Consider the following 25,298-nt stretch of genomic DNA (forward strand, 5'->3'; position numbering starts at 1 on the left):
AGCTAATGATGCACCTGTGATTATTTCTAGTGCAACAGTTTCTGTACCAGAAAACACCACTGGGGTGACAACGGTGGTGGCTACGGATCCTGATGCTGGTAGTGTCCTAACTTATTCGATAGTAGGTGGTGCCGATTTAGGTAAATTTTCAATTAATTCTTCTACAGGAGCTTTAAGTTTTATTGCTGCTCCAAATTTTGAAATCCCAACTGATGTTGGAGCCAATAACATCTATGATGTGATTGTTCAAGCCAGTGATGGCACCTTAACCACGAGCCAAGCCATTGCTGTAAGAGTAACAAACGTTAATGAGGCACCTGTGAACACTGTTCCTGGGGCACAAACTACGAATGAAGATATATCGAAAGTAATTACTGGACTGAGTATTTCTGATGTTGATGCGTTAGCTGGTATTATGACCGTCACTTTAGGTGTGACCAATGGTACTTTAGCGGTGAGTGGTGGTAGTGCGGCTATTTCTGGTAGTGGTACTAGTACAGTGACTTTAACTGGAACTGTAGCACAGATTAATTCAACTCTGAGTGCAGCAAATTCAGTTACCTATGTACCAACAAATAATTACAGTGGTACGGCTACTTTGACCATGACTACTAATGACAATGGCAATACTGGTAGTGGTGGTGCACAATCTGATACTGACACCGTAACAATAAATATTACAGCTGTTGCAGATACACCAATTTTATCACTTCCAGCCTCAGTTTCAGTGGTTAATCCAGGTAATTTTACTATAAGTAATACTGCAGCGATTTCTCAAGCAGGTTTAGAGACTGATTTAGGGTTAAGTTCTGGCTTTTTAGATGGTTTTGATCCACTTGCGGGATCTGTAGCGAGTAGTGATCCTGGTAATGTAAATGTAATTGATGGTGCACTAGCCAATTCAAGTTACCGTTTAAGCAATGGAGCGCAAATAGCATTTGATTGGCAATTTACAAATGCTGAAAATATTCAATCTGAAATTAATGGCGGTTATAACGACATGGTTTTCTTGGTGGTCACTTTACCAAATGGTACGCAGCAAACGTTTCAGATTACATCTTCTGAACAAGCAGGTGCTGGAGTAAACACCACCGGCACTTACACTTATACTGCAAGTCAGTCTGGTAATTATCAATTTTCTTGGTTGGTTGTTAACGGGCTTGATAATCAAAAGGATTCCTCGCTCTCAATAACTAATACAAAGACTATTATTAGTTCCACAAATTATGGTAAGCCAATTTCTATCCCAGTAATAAATGCTGCTCTTAAAGATACAGATGGTTCAGAATCCTTAAAAGTTAGAATTAGCGGAGTACCCTCAGGTGGAATATTATCAGCAGGAACCGCTATAGGAGGAGGGGTATGGGAATTCACAAATATTTCGGATCTAACAGGACTTATCTATTATCCCCCCACATCATTTACTACTGGAAACATCAATTTAACAGTGACAGCCACTGCGACAGAGGCTTCTAACGGCAGTACCGCAACTACCTCTTCAACATTGACCATAAGTGTTGACCAAGCAAGCACTGTGACGTATGGCGCAGAAACTGGTACTACGACTACAGGTACAGCTGGTAATGATTGGATTCATGCACTTCCAGGAAATGATACAGTTAATGCTGCAGGGGGTAATGATTTAGTATATGGAGGAGCTGGTGATGATACCTCCTTAAGTGGTGGAGCAGGTAATGATACTATTTATGGAGGACTAGGTAATGATACGATCTCTGGTGGAGATGGTAATGATTTACTCTTTGGTGAAGCTGGTGATGATAATATAACCGGTGGAACAGGTAATGATATGCTTTATGGAGGTGTTGGGGACGACAAATTAGATGGTGAATTAGGAAATGATATTTTAGTAGGTGGTCAAGGTTCTGATACATTGACTGGCGGTGGCGGTATAGATACTTTTGTTTGGTTAAGTGGTGATAATACTGGTGGAACACTTGCAAATCCAATACAGGATAAAATCACTGATTTTAAGGCCAATCCCGTAGGTGGGCCTTCTCCAGATGTGAGTATATTAAATTTATCTGCATTATTAGGTGGTGAGCATTTAAATGCTGATAGTTTGGATAATTATTTGAATATATCTAAATCAGGCACTGGTGATACGCTTATAAAAATTGATCCGTCTGGAACTGATCCTGTTACAAACGCCACTCAAACAATCCTTTTGCAAGGAGTTGATTTAACAAATGTCTTTGCAACAACAAATTCGCATGAGATTATTACTAATTTAATTGCTAACGGTAACCTGATTACTGATGCATAATTGAGGCCTGGTTTAAGTGAATCAGGCTTAGTTCAGCTGTTCAAGAATAAAATCTTCTAGCTATTGTGGTGATTTATTTGCAATAATCAATCCGGTTATTAATAAGCTCTGATCTGTACGCTGTGCACAAAATGCAGCGGGTAAATGCGGAGTAATTTATTAGAATCCCCAATATTTAATACCTATCTGAAGGAGCAAAGCCAATGAGAGATCCTTATGTGCTGGTTTTATATTATTCCCGTTCTGGTGCTACAGCACAGTTAGCGCAGTACATTGCTCGAGGGGTCGAGAGTATTTCAGGACTTGAAGCAAAATTGCGAACAGTTCCCCCTGTGTCAACGACTATTGAGGCGGTTGATAAGCCAGTGCCCGATGAAGGTGCTCCTTATGCCACTTTAGATGACTTGCGGCATTGCAGTGGTTTGGCTTTAGGTAGCCCGACACGTTTTGGTAACATGGCTGCTCCCATGAAATATTTTTTAGACGGAACATCGTCTTTATGGTTAGGTGGTGATCTAGCGAATAAGCCGGCATGTGTGTTTTCTTCTTCAGCGAGTATGCACGGTGGTCAGGAAACGACCTTGATTTCCATGATGTTGCCTTTGTTGCATCATGGAATGCTTTTATTGGGAGTTCCATACACGGAGCCTGCGCTAACTACGACGGTTTCTGGGGGCACTCCTTATGGGGTCACTCATGTGGCCGGACCATCCAGTGATAAGCCATTGACTGAGGATGAGATAACTCTAGCTAAGCGTATGGGTGAGCGATTGGGTAGGGTTGTTAGAGGATTGAGTTTATAAGATGAGAGTCATTACTTTTAATGCGAATGGCATTCGTGCTTCTGCACGTAATGGATTTTATGATTGGTTGGCTCTTCAAGATGCGGATTTTGTTTGCATCCAGGAGACAAAATCGCAAGTGGATCAGTTGCTACCAGAAGAGCTGTATTATCCACGTGATTACTTCTGTGATTATTATGATGCTCAGAAAAAAGGCTATAGTGGAGTCGCGATTTATTCACGCAAAAAACCTCAGCGCATCGTGAAAGGCCTTGGTTTTGGTTATTGTGATGATGAAGGTCGTTATATTCAATTTGATTATCCAAAATTAAGCGTGGTTTCTTTATACTTGCCTTCAGGCACAAGCGGAGATGGTCGCCAGGAAGTGAAGTATGAGTTCTTGGAGCGCTTTGCAAAGCATTTAATGCAATTAAAGCAAGAGGGTAGAGAGCTGATAATCTGTGGCGACTATAACATCGCCCATAAAACCATTGATTTAAAAAACTGGAAGGGCAACCAGAAAAACTCTGGATTTTTACCTGAAGAACGTGCATGGATGGATGAGCTATTCGGCAACATGGGCTTCGTGGATGCATTTCGAGTGCATAACCAAGCTGAAGAGCAATACACTTGGTGGTCTTACCGTGCTCGAGCTTGGGAGAAAAATGTAGGGTGGAGAATCGATTATCAGGTCATAACACCAGGATTGCGGGATGCAGTTTCTAACACACAAATCTTTCGCGAACCTAGATTTTCTGACCATGCGCCATTATTGATTGAATATACCGGAGACTGGAGTGTTTAAACTTGCTAGTTGGAATGTCAATTCTTTAAAAGTTCGTTTAGACCAAGTATTGCAATGGCTCGACACCAGTCAAGTTGATGTGTTGGCGATGCAAGAGACGAAGTTAACGGATGAGAATTTTCCAAGCGCTGTATTTACTGAGCTGGGTTATCACGTCGTCTATTCCGGACAAAAAACATACAATGGTGTTGCTGTTGTTAGCAAACACCCAATCTCTGATGTGTTAACTGATATTCCAAATCTTGATGATCCCCAGAGAAGAATCCTTGGCGTTACAATTAATGGGTTAAGGTTGATTGATCTCTATGTGCCAAATGGCAGTGAGCCTAGTTCGGATAAATATCAATACAAGCTGGACTGGTTGCAAAAAGTAACTCAATTTCTAAAGCAGCAGTTAAGTCAATATTCAAAGGTGGCCGTTGTAGGTGATTTTAACATTGCACCTGAGGACAGAGATGTGCATGATCCAAAGGAATGGGAGGGTTGTGTTTTAGTGAGCCAGCCTGAAAGAGATGCATTTTCCTCGATATTGCAGTTGGGTTTTCATGATAGTTTTCGAAATTTTGAACAGGAAGCGAAGAGCTATAGCTGGTGGGATTATCGGGAAGCCGCATTCAGACGTAATAGAGGTTTGAGAATTGATCATGTGTTATTAAGTCATGAGCTGAACCAGTTATGTAAGCAATCAGTGATTGATAGAGAGCCCCGCAAAACTGAAAGACCATCTGATCATGCCCCTGTTTGGGTAGAGTTGGATTTATGAATTGCAAAGTATTCATAAATCTGGTATTGTTTTGCCTCATTTGGGTAGAGTATGGTGCTTGACAAAGAGTTCAGGTGGCGATGCTCAGTTAAACTATAGAGAGCCGTAATATGAAAGAGTCAGTTCATCCAGAGTATAAAACAATAAAAGTAACTTGTAGTTGTGGTGAAGTGTTTGAAACACGTTCTTCAATATGCAAGGACTTAAGCATTGAAGTTTGTTCACAATGCCATCCATTTTATACGGGTAAACAAAAATTAGTGGATACTGGAGGACGAGTTCAGAAATTCCGTGATAGATACGGCAAGCGAACCGCTTAATATTTATCCATTTTGGATTATAAAAGTTAATTAAAGGCACAAAAATTTTGTGCCTTTTCTATAATGGTGTTGTAAATTTCATATAACTAAAACAGAGCTTACAAAAAACGCCAAGGTCTAGGCAAAAGCAGAGTTCATGAGAGGAACTTTACACATTGAACTCTGACAAGAATTACAAAATAGGGGTTTTGTGTGATTACTGTTGAATATAGAGAGCGAACACATTGGACAATGAAGTTATAAATCAGCAGGCATTGGATTATCACGAATTTCCAGCCCCCGGGAAATTAAGTGTTCACCTCACAAAACCGACCAATTCACAATACGATCTTTCTTTAGCTTATACCCCTGGAGTTGCTGCTCCCGTTGTGGCCATTGATGAAGATGCTGAGAACGTATACCGTTACACAAATAAAGGAAATTTAGTCGCTGTCATTACAAACGGTACGGCTGTTTTGGGCTTAGGAGATGTAGGCCCATTAGCGAGTAAACCAGTCATGGAAGGCAAAGCTGTATTATTTAAGCGGTTTGCTGATTTAGATGTGTTTGATATAGAAATCGACGCGGATGAACCACAAGCATTTATATCCACGGTTAAGCGCATAGCGCCTACCTTTGGTGGTATCAATCTTGAGGACATTAAAGCACCTGAATGTTTTGAAGTAGAGCAGGCTCTTATCGAGCAATTAAATATCCCTGTTTTTCATGATGATCAGCATGGCACAGCCATTGTGGTGGCTGCTGGCTTATTAAATGCACTGGATTTACAGCAAAAAAAATTGTCTGAAGTAAAAATCGTTTGTATAGGTGCTGGTGCAGCTGGCATTGCTTCGATGAGGCTTTTAGTTGCATTAGGGGCTGATAAAAAGAATTTGTTATTGTTAGATACCAAGGGTGTTATTCACTCTGGAAGAGATGATTTAAACCCTTATAAGTTTGCTTTTGCAAGAACTACAGATTGCCGTACTTTAGAAGATGCTTTGGTTGGTGCTGATGTTTTTATAGGTGTGGCGAAACCTGATTTGTTAGACGCACGTTTATTGAAATTAATGGCGCCTAAACCAGTTATTTTTGCTTTATCAAATCCCGATCCAGAAATACGACCTGAGCTTGCTCATAAGGTTCGAGATGATTTAGTCATAGCAACTGGGCGAAGTGATTACCCCAATCAGGTCAACAATGTGTTGTGCTTCCCCTATATATTTCGAGGCGCGCTGGATGTGCGTGCTCAGTGTATTAATCAAGCCATGCAAATTGCTGCTGTTGAAGCAATTCGTAAGCTTGTTCATGAAGAAGTCCCACAGGTAGTAAAGGATAATTACCCAGGAGTAGTACATTGGGAGTTTGGTCCTGACTACATCATTCCAAAACCCATAGATCCTCGCTTACGGGAGCGTGTATCTAAAGCAGTGGCTTATGCAGCTATAGCTAGTGGTGTTAGTCAGTTTAAACATTTGAAGTAGTAATAAAAGGTTTAACTCACTGAATTTCAAAGTGGTTAATTGTACCTCACCTTATTTTTGAGGAGATGATCTTGCGTGCAGAAAAACGTTCTAATTATGCATTACTTGGGTGGCTGTTTTGTGGATTAGGAGCCATTTTTTATAGCTACGAATACTTGTTACGAATCGCACCAAGTGTGATGGAAAACTCGTTGCGAACGCACTTTAATTTGTCTGCTACTGGATTTGGAAACTTATCTTCAATTTATTATCTTGCTTATGTGCCAATGCAATTGCCAGTAGGTGTCCTATTGGACAGATATGGCCCCAAGCGCTTATTGACTATAGCCTGCCTAATTTGTGTTATTGGAACATACATGTTTACGGGAACTAATCTTTTCGCGGTGGCTGCAGCAGGACGATTTTTAGTCGGTTTTGGATCAGCATTCGCATTTGTTGGCGTACTAAAGCTTGCAACATTATGGTTGCCTGAGAATCGGCTAGCTATGATCTCTGGTATGACTTCAGCTCTAGGACCAATTGGAGCCATGATTGGTGATAATTTTCTAGAGCATTTCATTAATAACTATGGCTGGATACACACCTTAAATTCAACAGCAATATTTGGAATTATTTTAACCTTAATTTTGTATTTTGGAATCCAAGATGTAAAAGGTCATCCAGAGGAACATGGAACTGTACAGAGCCTTAAGAGAGGATTGGTTGATTTGGGTATTATTATAACCAATCGACAAATATGGGTTAATGGAATGTATGGGTGCTTAGTCTATTTACCAACATCGGTGTTTGCCGAGTTATGGGGGATTCCTTATTTGCATCATGCGCATGGACTATCAATACAAGCCGCAGGATTAGCCAACTCAATACTCTTTCTAGGCTTTATTTTAGGGGCTCCATTAATGGGATATATTTCCGATAAAATATATCGTCGAAAATTCCCAATGTTCTTTGGAGCTGGAGGCGCAGCCATCGTGATGACGATGATTCTCTATCTTCCAGGGTTAAAAGAGTCGAATATACAAGCACTAATGTTTTTGTTAGGTTTGTTCTATAGCGCTCAAGCGATAGTGTTTGCTGTTGGTAGGGAAGTAAGTCCTGGTGAAGCCGCAGGGACTGCAATGGCAGTAACAAACATGATCGTGATGTTAGGAGCCATGTTTTTACAACCTTTGGTGGGTCATTTATTAGACTATAGTCTATCGACTCATAGCACTGCTGCTGTGGCTGTAACGGGTACGGTTGTTGAAAATGTACAAAAATTATATACTGTTGATGACTATCAGTTTGCGCTAGCGATTATACCTATAGGTATCTTAATTGCAGCTTTATTAACGTTCTTTTTAAAAGAAACTCATGCCAATGCGCCTAAATAATATGATTACTAGAAAACAAATTTTATATGGGATGCTCGTCTGTTTCGTAGGGGCTGTATTTTATTGCTACGAATTCATATTGAGAATTGTTCCTGGGGCTCTACAAACTGAGCTAAGTACAGCTCTGGGCCATATTTCAGCAACGACTTTTGGGCAAATTTCTGCATTGTACTATTTTGCTTATTCACCAATGCAAATGCCTGTAGGAATGTTGATGGATAGGTTTGGCCCCAGGCGACTGCTGACATTCGCTTGTTTATGTTGCACGTTGGGGTCCTGGATGTTTACTTTAACATGGTCCATGCCTTTAGTGTGTGTGGGTCGTTTTTTGATGGGTTTTGGTTCATCATTCGCATTTGTCGGAGTATTGTCTCTTGCCTTGCATTGGTTGCCACGTAGGTACTTCTCATTAGTGGCTGGCCTAATAACAACGCTTGGTATGTTAGGCCTGATATACGGTGAAGTTAAAATCACTGAATGGTCTGAAGTTGTTGGTTGGGATCATGTGCTCCTGTTTATTGCTGTGATTGGATCGGCTTTGTGCATTCTCATGTTCTTTGTGGTTAGAGATGGCCCAGAAGGGTACCAACCCAATAAATACCCACTTCCAGAGTTTTTTCACAATGTTCTCAAAGTACTAATGTCTCATGAAGTATGGTTAATCGGGATTGTTGGTGCTTGTTTATACACTTCATTGTCGGTTTTTGGTGAGCTTTGGGGTAAAACTTACCTAGAGCAAGCACATCATCTAACAAAAGTAGAGGCAGCAAAAACGGTGTCGGCAGTATTTCTTGGATGGGCTGTTGGTGCACCTGTTGCAGGTTACATATCAGATACAACAGGACGAAGATTAATGCTCTTAGTCATTGGAGCAATCTTGTCGTTGGCTTGTATTAGCATAGTCATCTATTGTCCTGGGTTGTCCTATGTCAGTTTAAATGTATTACTCTTTCTTTATGGCCTATTTAGTGCAACTGAAATTATTGTGTTTATTATGGCAAAAGAATACAGTGGCGCGAAATTATCAGGAACCGTATTCGCTGCAACAAACATGATTGTTTGTTTGGGCGGTGTTGTATTCCAGCCTCTGGTAGGTAAATTACTGGATACCTTTGGTGATAGCGGTATAGTAGGCGGTGAACATATCTACACGGTAGACGATTACCAAGTTGCTTTGGCAATACTTCCCATTTCACTGTTATTAGTGACTATTTTGGCCTTCTTTATAAAGGACAATCCAGGGAGTCAGTCGTAAAAACAGCAATCAGCTCATTCACTGGCTGCCTCTTACTCGAAAGGCAGCTAATCCAACGAGATACTGGAAAGCTTCTTATTAGGGCTTTTCGATAGTGATATCGAGTAAATTCAGTATCATGATTTGATATAATAACAGGAATCCCTTTTTTAGCAGCCTTCAGAGCGAGTTCGACCAACTCTATTTGATCTAAGTTGGTAAAGGACTTCTGGTTGTATCGAATTGAACCAGACGTTTGTAACAAGGGAACATAAGGTGGATCACAGTAGATGACATCACCTGGCCTTGCAAGCGCAAAAGTTTTTCTGAAATCTTGATGTACAAATTGAGTATTTTTGCTCTTTTGGTGAAACATCTGCATTTCTTGACCAGGAAAATAAGGATTAGCGTATAATCCAAAAGGAACGTTGTATTTACCCTTTGAGTTGTATCTACATAGGCCATTATATCCATGTCGATTCAGATAGAGAAATATCGCTGATTTCTTCTTCGAATTTGGCATGCTATTAAATTCATTTCTTAATTCGTAATAGGTGTCTTTGCGATTGTTCTCCTTCTGAAAATACTGCCGGCAGTATTCAATGAATGAATCTCCATGGTTTTGTAATTTTGTATAGATATTAATTAAGTCCAAATTGCTTTCAGCAAGTAGATACGAGGAGTAATTAGTATTCATGAAAACGACTCCCGAGCCAGTAAAGGGTTCGAGCAGTCTCTGGCCTTGAGGAAGAGATTGCAGTATTTCCTGGATGCAATTGTATTTACTACCTGCCCATTTGAGAAAGGGCCTTATTTTTGTCATGTGGATTTTTAGTTTGGTTTTGGAGCGAGTATCGCTTATTTTAGTCTTAAAATACAATAGTTGTTAAGTAGAACTATGGGGTGGTAATAGGGCAATCCCTAATACAATTATACTGTGGTCGGACGTTCTAAAAAAAGTCATGTCAGGCAGGACAATTAGCCTTGGAAATTTTGTTAGTAAATTAGGGGGAAGGGAGGTGTTTGCCCAGCTATCCAAATCCCAGGCATAATTGTGTCCTTTATCCCAAATAAATAAGCCGCCATGACGATTTAACGATGACTCATGAATCCATGGACTGCTGGTTTGACTCCAGTTTAAATAAGGCAATGGTTTATCGGTGATGTAGGGCGTCACTCCCGAAACCAAATAATTTGATCCGGCTAAAAAATGAAGTTTAGTGTGATAGTGGTCATGCCATAGTTTTGTAATGAATTGAGCAATATCTTGATTAGGAAGATAAGCATCGCTGGATACTCTAGGGAGTAAACTCATTGAGATCATTCTTGTTGAGAAGAGAAACAGGCTAAATAAAATCAAGGTTAGGGAAAACTGTTTCAATTGGCTGACAGTGATCCTGGGATTAATCCAAGCAATGATCAAGATTCCTAGGGCAAAAAAATAAGGAGTTGCCCAGCGTGGCGGAAAATAATCACCTGTTAACGCATTTATCAGTAAGGTTAAAATTGCTGGTCCTAGACCAATTAAAAGAACAAACTGCTTATTAAAATCATTTAATGAATGAGCATTGGATTTTGACTTATACAATGGCCATAGCAGGAACAAGAGCCCTATACTACTTATAAAGTAATTGATGAACATGCGTAGTGGAAAGACAATATGGTTTAAGGTATTTTTAGTTTGGGTGTAGAATTCAGAGACGTGTTCTGCGTATTTCAGGGTAATAAATTGGTGATTAAACAACCAAATCAAATGGGGCAATATAAGAAGGAAAAAGACAATCGCAGCAATATATAGTCCTGGTTTCCTAAAACTGGATCTTGCAGTAGGATTGATGCAGCAAAACACAATCATGGAGCAGAATAAAATCATGATTTGGTATTTTGTTAGAAAACCTAAAGCTGCAAATAGGCCTGTTAAAATCCAGTAGTTGATTCGTTGCGTTAGGAGTGCTTTGTAAAAAAATAAGCTTAGCAATGCCCATAGTGGGGATTGAAGAGTATCGGGAGTCAGGTTAAAGGAGTTAATGTTATAAAAAAGCACTCCCTCCAACGCTAATGAAGCTAATAAAGCTTGAACAGGCGAAAGAAATTGTTTAGCTAACTGCCAAGCAGCAATAAACGTTATTGAAACAACGACCTGAGCCAATAAATAAACGGGCCAACCAACTGTTCCGAAAAGACTTGTCACGCCAGCGCATAACCAAGCGGTTAAGAAGGGGTGTTTATTGTATCCAAGTTGCCATTGCATACCCCAGGTAATTCCCTCTAGGGTATCGTGTGGGAGCGTATTTCTGAACATTGCTGGACCGATAGTCCAAATTAAGGTGTGAATAATAATGAATAGCCAAAAATAGCGGCTTAAACTTGAAGGTGTTGGAAGTGAGACAGAGATTGTTGAAGACATTTGAGTTAATCTTGGTATTTCATGTTTGGCTAATTATTGAACTTTTTGTATTATCTGATAATTTATACAGGGTTTCAAGGGGTAGGGTAGAGATATAGGAACTGGATTAAACCCAGATAGTTCCTTATCCGCTTTCACGAATAACGCTGCTTAAGGCAGCGCTATTGGGCGAAGCGCCGGACCTACGCTTACTGACCATCAGAGAAGAGATTAGCCGAGGGACTATAAAATGAGTCGATACCTCAGCCCTGACGGTCATTGGCTCGTATTGATCGGGAAAAACCGAGTCGCGATTATGAGGAAGCGGAGAAACTACTCACGATTAATACCTAATTGCAATATACAACAACCCAATAGCGATCACACTAATAAGGGTCAATGTAGGGTTTCCTCCTGGCACAAGATGTGATTCATTCGTGATCAATTGGCCTAATTTTCGACTTTGCCATGCCATCACTGAAGGTAATAAAAGCAATAAGATAACACAGCATACCCCTGCATAACTGAGTGCGTGAAGGTAAATTCCAGGCTTAAATAAGACTACTGCTAGTGGTGGTAGGAAGGTTAACGCTAAGGTGTAGTTTCCTTGCTTACCTGTTTTTTTAAGGTTCAAACCATCTGCTAGAAAATCAAACAGTCCTAAGGATACGCCCAAAAACGCTGTTACCATGCATATAGAAGTAAAAAAGCCGAAGAAACCGCTAATCCACTGATTTTGAACGGATTGGTTAAGGGCATCGGTTAAACCACTGGTTGCATGTTCTGAATTCATCAATGCCAGCAGACCATTACTCCCTTCTCTGGAAATTACACCCATGATGACTGCATCCCAGACTATATAGCAAACCAATGGAATTAAAGAGCCAAATAAAATCACTTTACGCAAGGTCTGGATATCGTCTTCGAAATAATCACGGAGGCTAGGAACTATGGATGCAAATCCGAATGATGTCACTAGAATCATTAAAGTCCCTGTAAATGCTTTTGCGGATCCGCCTACTAAGCCCGTTGAAGAGACATGTGGACTAATGATAACAACCAATAAAATGTAAACGCCCAATTTACCAAACATAAGTCCACGATTGACGTAATCGACCGAGCGGATCCCGTTGTAAACAATCAGGCTAAAAATAGCAGTAAATATAACTGCTGTAATTGAATTAGGTAAGTCTATGTTAACTTTAGCTAATAAGCTGTTAAATACATCGCTTCCACCAGAAATGTATGCGGCTAATAGGTTATATAACAAAAAGAGATAAGTTATCCAAGCTATGATTTGGCCTGGAAGACCAAGCGTTGATTTGGCCATTGAAATCATGTTGCTACCAATCGGGAGCCGCATATTGACTTCTAGTATTAATAACGCTCCAGAAGTCATGATAAACCAACAAAACACTAGAAAAAATAGTGAGTTAGTGAAACCCACTTCTGCAGTAGATACTGGTAGAGCAAGCATCCCTCCGCCAATTGAAGTTCCTACAATAAGTAGGATACCACCTATTAGTTTTGAATTTAGCACTTATTTTATCGTCCAAAAAAGTACAAATATAGAGCAAAATGATAAATTGTTCCCCAGGAAAAGTCAATAGTCTTCTATTTCATAAGGTCAAAAAACTCATGGATTAAAAGCCCAATAGACACCAGAATTACAGCATATTGAGATAATCTTCCTCCAGGGACCATAAAACTGGATTTATAATGCTTTCTACCAAAATAACACATTAATGCCGGTAATAGGAGTAATAAAATAATGCAAAAAACACCCGCATATCGCAGTGCGTAGAGATATGCTCCTGGATAATAGATCACGATAAGCAATGGTGGCAAAAAGGTTAATAGGAATAATCCAAAACCATGATGACCTGTTTCGCGCATTTTTAAACCATCTGCCAAGAAGCTAAATAAACAAAGTGATACTCCTAAAAAAGCGGTGAGCATACAAATGGAAGTAAAAAAGTTAAAAAGCGCGCTGATGATTGGGTTTTGGATTTTATCGGTTAATAACCCTGCGAGAGCACTTGTTGTATGTGGGTTTGTCATTAAACTCTTGAGTCCATTATCCCCTGAGGAGGGCAAAGAACCAATGATTACAGCATCCCAAGCAATGTAACAAATTAAAGGAATTAGTGATCCTATAAAAATGACCTTTCTTAGCGTTTTGATGTCATCATCAAAATAATCTCTAAGATTAGGAACTATGATAGCAAATCCAAATGAGGTGATGAGTATCATAATAGCTCCACCTATGTACTGATAATCACCTTGCTGAAAATAATGAACATCAATGTGTGGGGTTATTAATACAACTAAAATCAAATACACAGCTAGTTTGCCAAACATCAGGGCGCGATTTGCCATGTCTACCCAATGGATTCCACCATAAACAACAAGACCAAATAACAAGGTAAATAGAGAGCTGGCTTGCCAATCTGCTAAGTGAAGGTTGATCTTAGACAACAAACCGTTTAAAACATCTGCTCCACCAGATATGTATGCAGAAAGTAAGGTATATAATAGAAACAGGTAACTAATCCAGGCGGCGAGTAAACCATAATCACCAAGAGTGGCTTTAGCCATCGATACCATGTGTTTGCCGCGAGGCAGGTACAAATTAGCCTCGAGTATAAAAAATGCCCCAAAAGTCATAAATGCCCAGCAAACTAATAGGAATAAGCTAGATTGCCAAAATCCTGTAGCAGCATTTGCTACAGGCAATGCAAGCATTCCTCCACCGATGGAGGTTCCAACGATTAATAAAATTCCGCCAATGACTCTTGATAACATTTCAACACCTTATTTCACATAGGCAACTTCCGTTTGTCTTGGTTTAGGAGGGCTATTAAACCACTCGATTTCAATGCGACGATTTTGTGCACTACCATGAATAATGGAATTGTCAGATATGGGATTCTTATCACCGTATCCTTCAGCTTTTAACCGGGTATCAGCAATTCCATTAGACCATAAATACGTCATAATAGTTTCAGCTTGTGCTTGAGATATTTTATTTTTATGACGTTTAGAGCCTACATTATCAGTAAACCCTGCAACATAAATAGTACTGTAAGGATAGAATTTTAGCAATCTGACTATATTTGTTAATCCTGGGTAACACAGTTCATTAAGACGAGGGCTTAAAAACATGAAGTATTTGTCGGTGGGGATAATCAACAGATTGGTGTCACCGTATTGGACGTATTGGATGTCTTGTTTTTTAAGTTCTTTAACAATATGTTTTTTGCTGTCTCTGCTGAAGCTAGCCGCTAGACCAACAGTGCCACCAATTCCTCCACCCAGTAAAGTCCCAACTGTAGTGCCTGCAATCACTGCTCCAGCGACTGCACCTACTCCAGAATCTACTGCTACCCGTTTACCTGCTCTGTTGTATGTTTTGAAGTTATTATAGGGTGGGCGAAAACAACTCGCGAGCAAACAAATGATGAATGTATAACTCAGAATTTTTGCAATCGTCAATTTGAGTGACATGTTCATTCCTTTAATCAATGATTTACTCATTATTAAGCATCTGGTTGAATTTCGCAATCCGGTCTCAGATTAACTGCAGAGCTTTGGAAGGATTTTGTAGCTAAAGGGACTAAATACAGTTCGTCCTCAAATTGTTTCTTATTGATCGGGTTTTGTAAGATGCCTATGTATTTATCGGGTCTTACTAGAACCAGAGAGGGCTTTTTGAAACCAAAATCCTCCTGGATAGTATGAGAGTCTACCCAGGTAGTGAGGTGATTGTTGCTATGCTGTAGCTGTTTTTGATTAAGAACTAAATGAATCTGTAGCAAATTTCCATATTTGTGTTGAAGTGCATTGGCATAAGTCATTAATTCAGAATAGTCATTGGTTTTTGTACCAGCAAATAGAAACAAATGATGAGAAATACCTCGTGTAATTTTAATGCTATCTAAAATCTCTTGGGTATTAGCATTCGTTAACTCAAATGTGGGTAAAAATTTCCCTGCTTTAAGTCCCTTAGCTTTACCTAATTGATTTACTATAGGACTTTTAGCGTAGCTTATTGTTAATTCGGCAATGTCTTTCATGATGGCGCGTTTAATTTTGCTAAAAGAGGTCATCAATTGAATAAAATGATTGCGTAGATTGACCAACACAGGATTTTTTAACAAGATCATCTTCGTCATCACATCAGTCTTTCTCAGGACTTGATGACCTATTGGGTACCTCTCTTCATGATAAGAATCTAGTAAAGAAGGGTTTGCCTTACCCCGCTCAACAAGTGCTATCTTCCAGGCTAAATTATAAGCATCTTGCATTCCTGTGTTTAAGCCTTGGCCACCCATAGGGCTATGAATATGTGCCGCATCACCTGCAAAGAAGATACGTTCATAACGGTACTGCTGAATTTGTCGATGGTGGATAGTGAATTGGCTTAGCCAGATTGGGTCAGATAAAGTGGCTGGATCGGAGCTTCGCTGCTTAAATTCTTTATCAATATCCAAAAGTTGAGGTTCTGTTTGCACATCATCAGGGGCAGTCATCACTAAGCGATAGCGTTTATTTCCCATGGGGAAGCAAGCCAAAGGTCCTCTTTTATTGATGTATATGGCCATTCGATTTTCTGGTACTGACCAGTCAACGTGCAAATCGGCTAACCACCAAGTGTTTTTATAAGGTGATCCTTTAAATTCTGCTCCTAACTCATGGCACACTGTACTGTGAGCGCCATCACAAGCGACAAGCCAATTTACACTAAACAACTCGATCTTATTGTTCGGCTTTTTGATAGTGGCAGTTATGTCTTGTGGGCTTTGATTTAAGTGGGTTAACTCGGTGTCCCATTCGACTTGCACTCCTTTTTTTAGTAGAGCCTCATAAAGAATTGCTTCAGTTTGATTCTGAGGCAAATCAATAATGCAATGCCTGCTGGCTTCTATACCATCTAAGGTCGCATTCACCAGTGTTTTACCACAGGATTTGAAGACAACACCATCAACTTGATGCCCTTGCTTCAATACTTCATCAATTAATCCACAGTCCTCAAGCACGTCTAGAGTGCGAATATGTATACCTAGTGCTTTGGATTTATCACTCAAGGTTGATTTTTTATCGATAATGCGACAAGTTAGCCCATGCCTTGTAAGCTCGTTTGCGCAAAATAATCCAACAGGGCCTGCTCCTATGATCAGTACGTCTATGTTTTTCTGTGCCAAGATAATTATTCCTTTAGTTGTTAACTCAAGCTTCCCGGGGCCTACTAGGGGTTAGTGGTAGCTCAGATACTTCAAGTCGCCCCATACATAGCATGTTGAAGTATCTTTTGTATAAATTAATTCGTGCATCATATTGGTGTTAAAAATTTACTTAAGTTAGGTTTTTGGTTCAAACGATATTGATACACCACGCAAAAAGCCATAATGTTTTTTAAATAGTTTCTTGTTTCTTGCCACGGTAAGGTTTCAACCCAAATATCCATTTCTTTAGGTGGATGATTTTTCATCCAATACACGACCTGTCTTGGCCCAGCATTATAGGCAGCTGCCATCAGTATGGGGTGATCGCTGAAACGCTTGGCAAGTTGCCTTAGGTAAGCGATACCAATATTGATGTTTTTCTGCGAAGTAAATAACTGATTTTTATCCGAATAGGGAATTTTATCGGCTTTCGAAACAACACTAGCTGTAAGAGGCATCACTTGCATTAAGCCCCTAGCACCAGCAACAGAGGTAACGTCCTCTCTAAATCCACTTTCTTGGCGAATAATAGCGTAGACGAATTCTTGAGGTACCCCATATTTTGAAGTGTAGGTTTTAATGGTGTTGTTATAGGCTAATGGGAATCTCAGTGCCAATTGGTTATTAAGATTATCTCTGTTGCTTAGGTAAACTGATTTTCCATGCCATTTTAAATCAGTCGCAATCCAATAGACCAAGGCGCTTGCTTCTTCTTTCGGTAACTCGCTAATAAAGTCATTCAATAAGCGAGAAGCTTGTAGGATTTGTTTAGATTGATAGAGTGTTTTGACTTGATCAATGATGGGTTGGTATGGTTTTAATGCATCAAAATTTGTAGTTGGTTTTTCGTTGGCAAAAGTAGGGGTCTTTTTTAGTCTTATGCTCGCTAAGAAGCCATAATAATGCCTATTTTTTGATAGGGTCTCAAAGATTGCAACTGCTTCTGGCTTTTTGCCTTGAGCCTCTAGGGAGCGAGCAAGCCAGTATTGCCAGCAAGGCTCTTGTTTGCTTTTTGAATGATTGATTAGTTGTTCAACTTGCTTCCAGTGTTTTTTCTTTAACGCTAAACGTATCTGCCAATCGATGAGAACATCAGTATAGTATTTGGGTTTCACTTTGGAGAACCATTGCATGGCATCGTCATGGTTGCGCATCGCTTTGTATAAGGCCACATAGGATATAAAGGCTTGCTGCTCGGGCTCATTCATGATTTTTTTCTTTTTTACTTGTTCCCAAACAACGAGGGCTTTTTCCATGTTCATCGAAACCAATCGTTTTAGGCCATATAAACAAAAATAGTGGTTAAATTTACTGGGGGTTAATTGAGTAACACTGTTCGGATTTTGATACACCTTATTCAAAGCTTCAACGTCATGATCTTTGGATAGATCATGCTGCTTTAACAGATATCTGGCAAGGGATACATTTCTCTTATCCAAAGCCAGCGCCATGCGCTGAATAATTAATGATTGATCCAAATCTTCCTGGCTTAAAAACAAGTTAAATAGTGTGTCGCAGGATTTAGGGCGGGAATCTCCACTTAGCCATATGGGTATTGTTCCTGCCATTGCTTCTATATGCATGCCTAAATTAAATTTGGCAATTTGAGCATAGCAAACTAGGTTGATGTCATTTGTTGTTTGATAATATTCGTTATACTTTGACCAGTCTTTGATGCGCGCTAACTCATACAACCATTTGTCTCGAAGTTTATTGGATAGTGGGGTCGTGCCTTTTACAAACTCCAAAAATTCTGGGGTAGGATTGAGTGGTAACTGAGCATACCAAGCTTGAAAAGTGTTAAACCTATCCATATAGGCTTGCCCGGAGAGGGCATGCACATGGAAAGAACAAATGATCCCACACAAAAGTAACACAATTCGATTTAACATGTTTTTAATTCCATGGTTCCATTATGGTCATTGTTGAATTTTTAAATGGTAGTTAATTGCTCACGCATTTTCTTGATGGTCATATTATAGTCAGTGCTATTGAATATAGCAGATCCTGCAACAAATTGTTTTGCACCTGAACGAGCTAGGGTAGCAATATTGTTTGCAGTCACGCCGCCATCCACGCATATGCCAAGATCAGGGTATAATTGATGTATATCAGATATTTTAGGGATTGCTTCAGGGATGAGTTTCTGGCCACCAAAACCGGGATTAACGGTCATAACAAGTACAAAAGAAAGCCTGTGAGCACACCATTTTAGCACGTCAATTGGTGTGGCTGGGTTAAAAACCAAACCAGCTTCACAACCTAAGTCATTAATCAGTTGTAAACTTCTATCCAAATGAATGGTTGCATCAGGATGAATGCTAATACGTTTTGCTCCAGCTTTAGCAAACGCCTCTATGAGTGAGTCCACTGGTGTTGTCATTAGATGGACGTCAACAGGAAGGTTTGGAATTCGCTTAATCAGAGCTTCGCAAAATGCTGCGCCAAAGGTTAGATTGGGCACATAATGATTATCCATAACATCAAAATGAATGTAGTCTGCACCTGCTTGCATGACTGCTTCAACTTCTTCTCCCAATCGAGTCATATCCGCTGAGAGTAAGGAAGGTAAGATTTGAAAGGTCATGGTGTATTACTTCTTGTTATTGTTAAATATGCTCAAGATACTTCAAAACGCAGTTTTTAGTCCATTGATTTCTTAATAGTAGGCAAAAAATTACCTACAAAGAATTTTTATGAGGTTTTGGCTTATAATGAATATATTAAAGGATTAATTAAGAGGAGTCATTGGATGGCCAAAACATCTAAAATGCTTAATCTTGCGTTGCAAGGAGGCGGAGCGCATGGGGCTCTGGCCTGGGGAATTTTAGATAAACTTCTAGAAGATGGAAGAATCCATATTGACTCGATATCCGCGACCAGTGCTGGAGCAATGAATGCGGTCATTCTTGCTCATGGTTTGGCTACTGGTGGCCATGAAGGTGCCCGTAAGTCCCTGTTTGAGTTTTGGAGAAAGGTGAGTGAGTCTGGAGACATTTTTAGCCCACTCAAACGAAACCCTTTTGAAGAATTGCTTGGTGTGCATCTCGAAAATACGTTGTCCTATCACTTTTTCGGTTTAATGAGTAAATTGTTGTCTCCTTATCAGTTTAATCCATTTAATTTCAACCCATTAAAGGACATTGTTGAACAAATGGTTGACTTTGAGAGCATTCGCTGCTGTAACAGCGTGCAACTGTTTGTTTCTGCAACCAATGTGAAAACAGGCAAAATTAAAGTATTTGATAATAAGAACATGTCTATTGAAGCAGTTATGGCTTCGGCGTGCTTGCCTTTTATGTTTCAAGCTCAGCAAATTGATGATGAATACTTCTGGGATGGGGGCTACATGGGTAATCCAGCCATTTTCCCATTGATTTACAATTCAAATTGTCGGGACATATTAATTGTCCATATCAATCCAATCTATCGTGATGCTGTTCCCGAAACGGCTGCAGATATATTAAACCGAGTGAATGAAATTAGTTTTAATTCCTCTTTAATGCGTGAGATGAGAGCAATAGCATTTGTGACTGACTTGATTGAAAATGGTTGGATTAAAGATGAATATATTCCAAACTTAAGAAAAATGAATCTTCATGCGATTCGAGCTGATACGACAATGGAGTCCTATTCAGTAGCTAGTAAACTGGACCCAAGCTGGGACTTTATCGAACACTTATTCGAAGTTGGGCGTGAAAAGGGTGACGAGTGGTTGAAGTTAAACTTTAAGACTATCGGAAAAAATTCCAGTATCAATATTCGTGAGTATTTGTAAACAAGTGAATAGACTGTAATTGTTCAGGTTCTCACATCAACAATGTATAAACTGCTACAGAGGGAGAGGCAATTCATGGAAAAGAAACATACAGAAAGTACATTTGATTTTTTAAACAATGAGTTTAGCATGCCTGTCCCTAGATGGATTAACACTTATCCAGCAGGCCCTTATCGCTTTATCAATCGAGAGTTTTTCATCGTTACTTATGAAACAGACCCTGATCTTCTAAAATCAATTTTACCACCAGAAATGGAGTTATTAAGACCTGAAGTGAAGTTCGAATTTATTCGTATGCCCGATTCCACCGGATTTGGGGATTACACGGAGTCTGGCCAAGTGATTCCAGTGCGCTATAAAGGAGAAGAGGGTGGCTTTACTATATCCATGTTTCTGGATTGCCACGCGCCCATCGCTGGAGGGCGAGAAATTTGGGGCTTTCCAAAGAAATTAGCTAAACCAAAGTTGTTTGTTGAAGAAGATACTTTAATTGGGTTTTTAGATTATGGAAGTATTCGAATTGCAACTGCAACAATGGGTTATAAACACCATCCATTACCTACTGACAAGGTATTAAATTCTATGAAACAGCCTGTATTTTTGTTAAAGAATATTCCCGATGTTGATGGCAAGCCTCTTGTTAATCAGTTAACTAAAACTTATTTGACGGATATTACTGTCAAAGGCGCTTGGACAGGTCCAGCGAGTATAGAGTTGCATGCCCACGCGTTGGCTCCAATCGCCAAATTGCGGGTTAAAAAAATTGTTTCCGCATCACACTTTATTACCGATTTAACCTTGCCTTACGGGGAAGTAGTGGCGGATTATATGGCTAAAAAATAAACTCCATATTGAGTATTTGTCCATTTTATGAGATAATAAGATATTGCTTCAGAGGTCTGTATTTCATAAAATGGCCTGTCTATTATTGAAGTAAAATCAGTCTTGCTCATGCGTTTACGGAGTTTATTATGAGTCAAAGTTGGCCTACCAGAGAAAAAGATTTGCAAACCGCGCGATTCATTATGGAAGAGTATGCTAATGAACGTGAAAGTGACTCGCTAGGCTTATTTGAAATTGTAGTAGACCAAGTTGAGAAGCGCATGAATTTTCGATTATCCGGATGGGTGGTTATCTTGGCAAAGCATTTTGCATCTTTATATGGTGCGAGCCAAGGAGATTATGTCACTCGTCAAGTGATTAGCCGTTGTATTACTCAGGGCCAAACCCTGCATTAGGGATTTTTGACAATCTAATTGTCAATAACCTCCCAGGCCTATGTTTAGAAGCTAGACAAATACTTCTGATAAGCTTGCTTATAGGAGTCACTATTCTGGAATTTCAATAAAGCTTGGTTGAGTTGGCTTAGCAGGGCGGTGTTTTCGCGATTGACTGCTACACCGAAACCATAGCCATACATAAAGGCATTCCCATACGTTTTAAATGAATTACCTGAATTGGCGGCCCAATAGACTGCTGAAGGGCTATCCATCAAAATAAAATCAATTGAATTGTCTCTAAGTGCTTCAAGCATGCTCTCGTATTTATCGAACTCGACTATCGTAGGATTAGCAATTCCCATGTCTTTAATTTGAGCACTAAATACAGTTTTAGAGGCAATTCCAAATCGCTTATTGTTTAATGCTTCTAGGCTAAAGGGTGTTTTATCTGCTGTTGACTGGAGAGTAAGAAATCTTGAGTAACTGAGTAAATAGGGTAGGCTAAATGCAACTATATTGGCACGCTCAGCTGTTATGGTAATTGAACCGACAGCCATATCTATTCTTTTGCTCGCAACAGCCGGTAAAAGCTCTTCAAACCGTAATATTTCAAAGTTACATTTACGATTCATTATCTTACAAACATTGATCATCATGTCGATGTCGAATCCAAACAACTCATTATTTGCAGTACGCATGACAAAGGGTGGGTTAAAATTCGTTGTGCCAATAGTCAATGGCTCATTCTGGGCATACAGAGTGGAAATCGATATCAAGAGTGTTAACAATAGTCCTTTAATGAATCTCATTAGTTGCCATCATCAAATAAATTAGATAGATAAATTAGATTATATCTATAATAATGAATTTTGTACCAGTTTATTAAAAAATATCTCTACTATGAGTAAAACCTTCCATATCCCTGAACAATTTGAGTCAAAAGCATGGTTTATTGAAAAACACCTTGCTCATTTGCATCATCCGTTACTTCATCATGCAGTACAGTTAGTGCTTGTGAGTGATTATGCGTGTCGGCAAATTCATATATTAGTTGACTTACTGAAGGAGAATGAGCATCTGGAAATTCCTACTCGAGAGGATTATTTTTCAGCTATTACTAAACTAAGTGTTGAGATCCCTCAAGCAAGCTATATGGTTGCTCTTAGGCAGTTTCGTCACCGTCAATTTTTACAGTTATTGGTTTTAGAAATGGCTGGTTTAGCCAGCACGGATCAAGTGATAGCTGCTTGGTCTGATTGTGCTGATTCTATTGTGTTACATACTTTAGAATACATTCGATCTTCTCTTAAACAACGCTATGGATATGCAAGTGATGAAGTGGGTGCTGAAGTTTTTCTTTTCACGTTAGCGATGGGAAAACTAGGAGGTAGAGAGCTCAATTATTCATCGGATATTGACTTAATTTTTACCTATAGTCGTGAAGGGTGTACGAGTGGAGAGGAAAAAATAAGCAACCAACACTATTTTAGCAAGGTGGTTCAGCAATTTATTCATATCCTACAGTCTGTCACCTCAGAAGGTTTGGTGTTTAGAGTGGATCTAAGATTGCGCCCCAATGGAGACAGTGGCCCTCTTGTTTCAAGCTTTGCAGCCATAGAAACGTACTATCAAGAACAGGGTCGGGATTGGGAGCGTTATGCCATGGTCAAAGCTCGAGTCATTTCAAAAGCTATTGATGAACCTCACGAATGGTATAAAAATATAATTATTCCATTTGTTTACCGCAGATATGTCGATTTTAGTGTCATTGAGTCCTTACGTAGTATGAAAGCAATGATTGAACGAGAGGTACAGTTGAATCCTTTGTTGAATGACATTAAACGAGGGCAGGGGGGAATTCGAGAAATTGAGTTCATTATTCAGAGCTTTCAGCTAATACGTGGCGGTCGATTACCTTTATTACAAACTCAAAATGCAATGTCTGCATTGACCGTATTAAAACAAGAGCAACTTATTCCCCGTACTGAAGCGTTAAAGCAAGCTTATCTATTCCTTCGAAAATTAGAAAACACACTTCAGAGTCTTAATGATCAGCAAACACATACGCTGCCTGAAGATACACACAAACAAGCACAAGTTATTTTAGCGATGGGTTTTGCGAATTGGGATCAACTTCTAGAGAAGTTGCATCAATATCAACGTATAGTAGGCCATATGTTTCACTCAGTACTCGGCAAAGCGGATACTTATGAGGATGAGAAAAGACTTCTTGCCAATCAATTATCCAGCCTTTGGCAAGGCCATGTTGAAAGCACAATGGCTATTAATTTGTTAATCAGTTTAGGCTATGAAAATGCGTCTCATTGTTATCAAATGATTCATACCTTCAGGCACAGTCCCAAATGCAGACGATTACCTCATGCGGCAAGAATGCGTCTGGATCGCTTTATGGTTTTGCTGCTGACTGAATTAACCTTGTGCTCAAATACCGATGAAATCCTCTTAAAAGTCATTCACTTGCTTGAGAGCATTGTTGGGCGTAGTGCTTATTTAGCTTTGCTGTCTGAAAACCCTCCTGCTCTTAGAGAGTTATTGTTTTGGTTTGCTAATAGTCCTTTTATTTCTGACTTGTTTGTCAACCAACCGTTTTTGTTGGAAATTTTATTGGATCAAGACACAAAGTGGCATCCAACTTCATTACAAGAGTTAGAAACAATAATCAATGAACAGTTAAGTCACACAGACGACACAGAGCTTCAAGAAGAGTTGCTGCGTCAATTTAAATTGTCCAATTGGGTCATGGCAGCTCGAGCCGAGCTGTATAAATCAAGTAACGCCGTTCGCATTGGACAATTTTTATCGGATGTTGCACAAGTTATTGTGAATCAATTGGTCAAAATCGCCTCTAATCAGTTAATCCCGAGGTACCCTGAAATAGTTAACATTCTTCCTCGATTCGCTATCATTGCTTATGGAAAGTTAGGCAGTAGAGAAATGAATTATGCGTCGGATTTGGATCTGGTGTTTTTGCATACGGCAAAGAAGTCTGAAGAAGGATTAGTGAATCGATTGACCCAAAAAATTCTGCATACGCTAACCACAAGAACACAATCAGGACTGTTGTATCAAGTTGACACTCGATTAAGGCCATCTGGTTCAGCAGGGCTATTAGTGAGTCATTTAGATGCATTTATTCAATACCAACAATCAAGCGCCTGGACCTGGGAGCATCAGGCTTTGTTGAAGGCGAGGATTGTCTCTGGCTCGCCTTCAATTCAGAGTCGTTTTAGAAAGCTAAAACAGAAGATATCAACTATTCAGAGGGATAAACTATCTCTCAGAAAAGATGTTTTGGATATGCGAGCTAAAATAGATCAATATCAAGAGCCGGATCCAATAAAACACAATAAAGGAGGATTATTGGATCTAGAGTTTTTGGTGCAGTATCTAGTATTAAAGAGTGGTAAACCGGAGTTTGCTCGATATACCCATACAATAAGTCAAATAGAGCATTTGTATGTGTTAAACGCATTGACTCACGAGCAATATCTTGTTTTGAAAAAAGCGTATAGATATTTCCATCGAGCGATTCATCAGAACATTTTACGATCTGAAACACAAATGGTTGAGACGCGTATGATAGACGTTGTAAGCGTTTGTGAGGAGCTTTATTTATAAATGCTTTACTCATTTCGCAATGACGC

Annotated in this window: 21 protein-coding genes; 12 read left to right on the forward strand and 9 right to left on the reverse strand. The window is 39.5% G+C overall.

The features are described from left to right. The 8 genes from Lwal_RS13845 to Lwal_RS13880 form a co-directional block, all read left to right on the forward strand. A partial coding sequence (locus Lwal_RS13845; RefSeq protein WP_193787235.1) for a type I secretion C-terminal target domain-containing protein occupies nucleotides 1-2,284 on the forward strand: 2,284 nt, incomplete at its 5' end. Nucleotides 2,285-2,487: 203 nt separating this feature from the next. Further along, nucleotides 2,488-3,087, forward strand: coding sequence for an NAD(P)H:quinone oxidoreductase (gene wrbA, locus Lwal_RS13850; RefSeq protein ID WP_058481399.1), 600 nt, complete (start codon nucleotides 2,488-2,490; stop codon nucleotides 3,085-3,087). 1 nt (nucleotide 3,088) lies between these two features. Further along, nucleotides 3,089-3,871 (forward strand): exodeoxyribonuclease III, encoded by a 783-nt coding sequence (locus Lwal_RS13855; protein ID WP_058481400.1) that lies wholly within the window; start codon nucleotides 3,089-3,091, stop codon nucleotides 3,869-3,871. After that, nucleotides 3,864-4,634, forward strand: a complete 771-nt coding sequence (gene xth, locus Lwal_RS13860; RefSeq protein ID WP_058481401.1) for an exodeoxyribonuclease III — start codon at nucleotides 3,864-3,866, stop codon at nucleotides 4,632-4,634. Before Lwal_RS13855 ends, xth begins: the two co-directional genes overlap by 8 nt. 110 nt (nucleotides 4,635-4,744) lie before the next feature. Next, nucleotides 4,745-4,954 carry a 50S ribosomal protein L31 gene (gene rpmE / locus Lwal_RS13865; protein WP_058481402.1) on the forward strand — a complete coding sequence of 70 codons (210 nt, stop codon included), beginning with the start codon at nucleotides 4,745-4,747 and terminating at the stop codon, nucleotides 4,952-4,954. A 224-nt stretch (nucleotides 4,955-5,178) separates the two neighbouring features. Beyond that, the gene (locus Lwal_RS13870; RefSeq protein ID WP_058481403.1) at nucleotides 5,179-6,417 is read left to right on the forward strand and encodes a malic enzyme-like NAD(P)-binding protein; all 1,239 of its coding nucleotides are present in this window, start codon (nucleotides 5,179-5,181) and stop codon (nucleotides 6,415-6,417) included. Nucleotides 6,418-6,482: 65 nt separating this feature from the next. Further along, complete coding sequence (locus Lwal_RS13875) at nucleotides 6,483-7,790, forward strand: MFS transporter (protein ID WP_231951020.1); 1,308 nt, start codon at nucleotides 6,483-6,485, stop codon at nucleotides 7,788-7,790. Next, entirely contained in the window at nucleotides 7,771-9,045 is a 1,275-nt protein-coding gene (locus Lwal_RS13880; RefSeq protein ID WP_095197497.1) for an MFS transporter, read from the forward strand. Before Lwal_RS13875 ends, Lwal_RS13880 begins: the two co-directional genes overlap by 20 nt. Here the strand turns inward: Lwal_RS13880 and Lwal_RS13885 are convergent. The 8 genes from Lwal_RS13885 to rpe form a co-directional block, all read right to left on the reverse strand. Further along, nucleotides 9,014-9,847 carry a Dam family site-specific DNA-(adenine-N6)-methyltransferase gene (locus tag Lwal_RS13885; protein ID WP_058481404.1) on the reverse strand — a complete coding sequence of 278 codons (834 nt, stop codon included), beginning with the start codon at nucleotides 9,845-9,847 and terminating at the stop codon, nucleotides 9,014-9,016. The two genes, Lwal_RS13880 and Lwal_RS13885, sit on opposite strands and share 32 nt — an antisense overlap. 63 nt (nucleotides 9,848-9,910) lie before the next feature. After that, nucleotides 9,911-11,431 (reverse strand): glycosyltransferase family 39 protein, encoded by a 1,521-nt coding sequence (locus tag Lwal_RS13890; protein WP_058481405.1) that lies wholly within the window; start codon nucleotides 11,429-11,431, stop codon nucleotides 9,911-9,913. Between the two features lie 322 nt (nucleotides 11,432-11,753). Continuing rightward, a complete protein-coding gene (locus tag Lwal_RS13895) occupies nucleotides 11,754-12,950 on the reverse strand; it encodes an amino acid permease (protein ID WP_058481406.1) in 1,197 nt (398 codons plus the stop codon). Nucleotides 12,951-13,024: 74 nt separating this feature from the next. After that, the gene (locus Lwal_RS13900) at nucleotides 13,025-14,215 is read right to left on the reverse strand and encodes an amino acid permease (protein WP_058481407.1); all 1,191 of its coding nucleotides are present in this window, start codon (nucleotides 14,213-14,215) and stop codon (nucleotides 13,025-13,027) included. Between the two features lie 9 nt (nucleotides 14,216-14,224). Continuing rightward, the gene (gene cmpA / locus Lwal_RS13905) at nucleotides 14,225-14,917 is read right to left on the reverse strand and encodes a C-OmpA-like family protein CmpA (RefSeq protein WP_058481408.1); all 693 of its coding nucleotides are present in this window, start codon (nucleotides 14,915-14,917) and stop codon (nucleotides 14,225-14,227) included. Nucleotides 14,918-14,949: 32 nt separating this feature from the next. Continuing rightward, nucleotides 14,950-16,614 (reverse strand): FAD-dependent monooxygenase, encoded by a 1,665-nt coding sequence (locus tag Lwal_RS13910; RefSeq protein WP_065235671.1) that lies wholly within the window; start codon nucleotides 16,612-16,614, stop codon nucleotides 14,950-14,952. A 128-nt stretch (nucleotides 16,615-16,742) separates the two neighbouring features. After that, a complete protein-coding gene (locus Lwal_RS13915) occupies nucleotides 16,743-18,527 on the reverse strand; it encodes a transglycosylase SLT domain-containing protein (protein WP_058481409.1) in 1,785 nt (594 codons plus the stop codon). 41 nt (nucleotides 18,528-18,568) lie between these two features. Next, entirely contained in the window at nucleotides 18,569-19,222 is a 654-nt protein-coding gene (gene rpe / locus Lwal_RS13920) for a ribulose-phosphate 3-epimerase (RefSeq protein WP_058481410.1), read from the reverse strand. Nucleotides 19,223-19,387: 165 nt separating this feature from the next. On the opposite strand from rpe, the gene Lwal_RS13925 reads away from it, so the two are divergent. From Lwal_RS13925 to Lwal_RS13935, 3 genes are all read left to right on the forward strand, one after another. Then, nucleotides 19,388-20,413: a patatin-like phospholipase family protein gene (locus tag Lwal_RS13925; RefSeq protein WP_058481411.1), complete on the forward strand. Its 1,026-nt coding sequence runs from the start codon at nucleotides 19,388-19,390 to the stop codon at nucleotides 20,411-20,413. A gap of 75 nt (nucleotides 20,414-20,488) precedes the next feature. Next, nucleotides 20,489-21,256 (forward strand): acetoacetate decarboxylase, encoded by a 768-nt coding sequence (locus Lwal_RS13930; protein WP_058481412.1) that lies wholly within the window; start codon nucleotides 20,489-20,491, stop codon nucleotides 21,254-21,256. 128 nt (nucleotides 21,257-21,384) lie between these two features. Then, nucleotides 21,385-21,651, forward strand: a complete 267-nt coding sequence (locus Lwal_RS13935; protein ID WP_058481413.1) for a hypothetical protein — start codon at nucleotides 21,385-21,387, stop codon at nucleotides 21,649-21,651. A 44-nt stretch (nucleotides 21,652-21,695) separates the two neighbouring features. Here the strand turns inward: Lwal_RS13935 and Lwal_RS13940 are convergent, their stop codons facing one another. Beyond that, nucleotides 21,696-22,442 carry a transporter substrate-binding domain-containing protein gene (locus Lwal_RS13940; RefSeq protein WP_058481414.1) on the reverse strand — a complete coding sequence of 249 codons (747 nt, stop codon included), beginning with the start codon at nucleotides 22,440-22,442 and terminating at the stop codon, nucleotides 21,696-21,698. Nucleotides 22,443-22,533: 91 nt separating this feature from the next. Between Lwal_RS13940 and glnE the strand changes: the two genes are divergently transcribed. After that, nucleotides 22,534-25,272 (forward strand): bifunctional [glutamate--ammonia ligase]-adenylyl-L-tyrosine phosphorylase/[glutamate--ammonia-ligase] adenylyltransferase, encoded by a 2,739-nt coding sequence (gene glnE / locus Lwal_RS13945; RefSeq protein WP_058481415.1) that lies wholly within the window; start codon nucleotides 22,534-22,536, stop codon nucleotides 25,270-25,272. Nucleotides 25,273-25,298: the final 26 nt, after the last annotated feature.

Source organism: Legionella waltersii, assembly GCF_001468085.1.
GTDB classification, from domain to species: domain Bacteria; phylum Pseudomonadota; class Gammaproteobacteria; order Legionellales; family Legionellaceae; genus Legionella; species Legionella waltersii.

Coding starts and splice junctions, on each gene's coding strand:
- wrbA (WP_058481399.1), top strand. CDS start 2,488: ATGAGAGATCCTTATGTGCTGGTTTTATATTATTCCCGTTCTGGTGCT.
- Lwal_RS13855 (WP_058481400.1), top strand. CDS start 3,089: ATGAGAGTCATTACTTTTAATGCGAATGGCATTCGTGCTTCTGCACGT.
- rpmE (WP_058481402.1), top strand. CDS start 4,745: ATGAAAGAGTCAGTTCATCCAGAGTATAAAACAATAAAAGTAACTTGT.
- Lwal_RS13875 (WP_231951020.1), top strand. CDS start 6,483: ATGATCTTGCGTGCAGAAAAACGTTCTAATTATGCATTACTTGGGTGG.
- Lwal_RS13880 (WP_095197497.1), top strand. CDS start 7,771: ATGCCAATGCGCCTAAATAATATGATTACTAGAAAACAAATTTTATAT.
- Lwal_RS13885 (WP_058481404.1), bottom strand. CDS start 9,847: ATGACAAAAATAAGGCCCTTTCTCAAATGGGCAGGTAGTAAATACAAT.
- Lwal_RS13890 (WP_058481405.1), bottom strand. CDS start 11,431: ATGTCTTCAACAATCTCTGTCTCACTTCCAACACCTTCAAGTTTAAGC.
- Lwal_RS13900 (WP_058481407.1), bottom strand. CDS start 14,215: ATGTTATCAAGAGTCATTGGCGGAATTTTATTAATCGTTGGAACCTCC.
- cmpA (WP_058481408.1), bottom strand. CDS start 14,917: ATGTCACTCAAATTGACGATTGCAAAAATTCTGAGTTATACATTCATC.
- Lwal_RS13915 (WP_058481409.1), bottom strand. CDS start 18,527: ATGTTAAATCGAATTGTGTTACTTTTGTGTGGGATCATTTGTTCTTTC.
- rpe (WP_058481410.1), bottom strand. CDS start 19,222: ATGACCTTTCAAATCTTACCTTCCTTACTCTCAGCGGATATGACTCGA.
- Lwal_RS13925 (WP_058481411.1), top strand. CDS start 19,388: ATGGCCAAAACATCTAAAATGCTTAATCTTGCGTTGCAAGGAGGCGGA.
- Lwal_RS13930 (WP_058481412.1), top strand. CDS start 20,489: ATGGAAAAGAAACATACAGAAAGTACATTTGATTTTTTAAACAATGAG.
- Lwal_RS13935 (WP_058481413.1), top strand. CDS start 21,385: ATGAGTCAAAGTTGGCCTACCAGAGAAAAAGATTTGCAAACCGCGCGA.
- Lwal_RS13940 (WP_058481414.1), bottom strand. CDS start 22,442: ATGAGATTCATTAAAGGACTATTGTTAACACTCTTGATATCGATTTCC.
- glnE (WP_058481415.1), top strand. CDS start 22,534: ATGAGTAAAACCTTCCATATCCCTGAACAATTTGAGTCAAAAGCATGG.